Source organism: Sulfoacidibacillus thermotolerans (assembly GCF_003144315.1).
GTDB lineage: Bacteria > Bacillota > Bacilli > Alicyclobacillales > SLC66 > Sulfoacidibacillus > Sulfoacidibacillus thermotolerans.
Genome location: NZ_MPDK01000098.1, coordinates 1 through 790, shown reverse-complemented (window position 1 = coordinate 790; position 790 = coordinate 1). Strand labels below are relative to the sequence as shown.

The window sequence follows — 790 nt, the reverse complement described above, 5'->3', positions numbered from 1 at the left end:
TGTTTTTTTTTTTTTGTTCAAGCATAAGGTGGCTACTGGTGTGTGCCTTAGTTGCGGGGGCTCGGAGATGTGTATAAGTGACCGGGAATAATACTCACGCGCGTTTTCCGGGATTTCGTCTTCAGAAGTATATTCAAGTTCCAATGCACCAAAACGAGGCATGGACTGGAAGAAGCCAGCGGAATAAGCTACCGCCAGATGAATGTGATATTTGTTCATAAAATTCTCCATTGTGGACCGTTCCACTAAAAAGCGCGATAGACCGTTCTACCGCGCTATAAAGACTAATACATCATTAAGAATGAAGCAACTATTTTTTACTCTTGACTTTTGCTTTACGTTGCACGCCTTTACTTAGCGGCATTTTCATTCCCCGTTTGTTCTCCAGTTGTTTGCTGGATTTGGTTCTGATCGTTTTTAACTTGAGGTAAAAGGAACGGGTATTCTTTGCGCTCCTCCTCAAGCCGTTTCATCTCCTCTTCAAACGTCAAAGAGGTCATTCCCTTATCCTGCAACCAGTTGTGCATAGACTCAGCACATAACGGAGCACCAAGATTCTTGGCAGTCTGCACCTGCACCAATTCCTGGCCTTCAATATTAGCTTTGCTGAAGTCAAGGTTAGGTGTAACTTTAACTTCATCTGGATTTAATCCCATCCATATAGCACAAATACGAAGGATTTTTTCTAACGCAGCAGCACCAGTCTTAGCAATACCAACTAATGAAGCAGTCTTAGTGATAAGACGCGTTTCCAGTGCGTCACCAGATTCTTGAGCGGCACTTTCCGCAC

Annotated in this window: 2 protein-coding genes; both read right to left on the bottom strand. The window is 43.5% G+C overall.

The window, feature by feature from the left end:
* The coding region (locus BM613_RS15450) for a hypothetical protein (protein WP_219930732.1) at window positions 1-219 on the bottom strand (219 nt) is incomplete at its 3' end.
* 131 nt (window positions 220-350) lie between these two features.
* A partial coding sequence (locus tag BM613_RS15285; RefSeq protein ID WP_219930731.1) for a hypothetical protein occupies window positions 351-790 on the bottom strand: 440 nt, incomplete at its 5' end.